A 1,867-nucleotide genomic window follows, 5' to 3' on the forward strand; every position below is an offset into this window, starting at 1 on the left:
TAATCCAATTCCTACAAAAGGATTCACAAAAATCAAATTCCTTACTAATGAATTTGTAACACTAACAAACAAACTAAGTTATTACCTAAAACCTACAGAAGAACTCTTAAAAAATGAAGAATACAAAAGAATAAATACCATACTAACAGCAAAAGTAGCTTTCTCAGCTTTAGCAGTTATTGCAAATCATGAATCTAGGTACAAAGGAGTTCCAAAGTCAACTCCAGAGGGTGTTGTTAAAATATATATAGAAAACGAAGACCTAGAGATATTTTTACATTGCCATGATAAGAAATTTGAGATTATACCAAGTTATTCTAAAGAACCAAGAGCTTTTATGAAATTTAAAGACATTGATACTGCAAATGAAATATTAAATGGAAAATTAGATTCATATAGTGCCATAGCTCTTGAAAGATTAGAATTAAGTGGGCATATGGGAATGATTGATAATGTTAACAAGGTGCTATTTGTAGTTCCTGCATATTTAAAATAGTTGGAGGGGTATTATGGAAATATATAGTTACGCAAAAAGTAAAGAAACTTTTAAAAGAGCATTAAAGACTATACCAGCTGGAATCTATGGTCATTTAGGTCCTGTAAATGGATGTTTTACTCCAATTGGAGCGTATCCATTATTTTCATCAAAGGCAAAAGGAGCATATTTTTGGGATGTGGACGGTAATAGATTTATAGATTATATGTGCGCCTATGGACCTACTGTATTAGGATATCTTGATGAAGATGTGGAAAAAGCAGTTAGGGAACAATCAGAGCTTGGAAACTGTATAACTTGTCCATCAGACTTAATGGTAGATTGTTCAGAACTTCTTGTTGATACTATAGAAATGGCTGATTGGGCATTCTTTGCAAAGAACGGAGGAGATGTTACTAGTCTAGCTCTTTTAGTAGCAAAGGCAGCTACAGGTAAAAAGAAGACTATTATGTTTAAGGGTGGATATCATGGAGTAGCTCCTTGGACTCAAAAACTTGGAGCACCGGGAATTGTAGAAGAAGATGTAGCAAACAACATTTATGTTGAGTGGAATGATTATGAAAGTATTGAAAAAATAGTAAAAGAGCAACATGAAGAAATTGCATGTTTAATAAGCTCACCTTATCACCATCCAATTTTTGCTGATAATCTTATGCCTGAGAAAGACTTTTGGAAAAAGATAAGAAAGCTATGTGATGATTACGGTATAGTTTTGATTATAGATGATGTAAGATGTGGATTTAGACTAGATATGAAGGGTTCAGATCATTACTTTGGTTTCGAAGCAGATTTATCTTGTTATTGTAAAGCTTTGGGTAATGGGTGGAATTTCTCCGCACTTTGTGGAAAGGAAAAATATAGAGAGGCTATAAGTGCTTTAATGTATACAGGTAGCTATTGGCTTTCAGCAGTTCCTTTTGCTGCAGGAGTTGCTACAATAAATAAATTAAAAGAAATAGATGCTCCGAAGCTTATGCTTGAGAAAGGTACAAAACTAACAGAAGGATTAAAAACAGTAGCTAAAGATCATGATTTTAACCTTATAGTTAGTGGTCATCCATCTATGTGGTATATGAGACATGACAATGATGATTCTATGATACTTCATCAAAAATGGGTTAGTGAATGTGTAAAGAGGGGCGTATTCTTTACTAATCATCATAACTTATTCATCAACTGTGCAATTAGTGATGAGGATATAGCGTATACACTAGAAGTAGCTAATGAAGCTTATAAAGCTATAAAAAAATAATATCTGGGGGGAAATACTTTGATTAATAAAGAAGAGAAAAGTTTTCTAGAAGCTAAAGCCCATAAACTAAGAAAACTATGCCTTGATACTGTTACTTGGGCAGGAAGTGGTCATATAGG

At 33.2% G+C, this 1,867-nt stretch carries 2 protein-coding genes; both read left to right on the plus strand.

The window, feature by feature from the left end:
* A partial coding sequence (locus ACRC03_RS09130) for an SCP2 sterol-binding domain-containing protein (RefSeq protein WP_438652257.1) occupies positions 1–496 on the plus strand: 496 nt, incomplete at its 5' end.
* Between the two features lie 13 nt (positions 497–509).
* On the plus strand, positions 510–1,748 hold the full coding sequence (locus tag ACRC03_RS09135) for an aminotransferase class III-fold pyridoxal phosphate-dependent enzyme (RefSeq protein ID WP_438652258.1): 1,239 nt from the start codon (positions 510–512) through the stop codon (positions 1,746–1,748).
* Positions 1,749–1,867 lie beyond the last annotated feature (119 nt).

The sequence above is a fragment of the Romboutsia sp. genome (assembly GCF_051659545.1).
In the GTDB taxonomy this organism is placed as follows: domain Bacteria; phylum Bacillota; class Clostridia; order Peptostreptococcales; family Peptostreptococcaceae; genus JBOFOR01.

What these genes read in the sequence shown, in the direction of transcription:
- ACRC03_RS09135 (WP_438652258.1), top strand. Translation starts at nt 510, where the DNA reads ATGGAAATATATAGTTACGCAAAAAGTAAAGAAACTTTTAAAAGAGCA.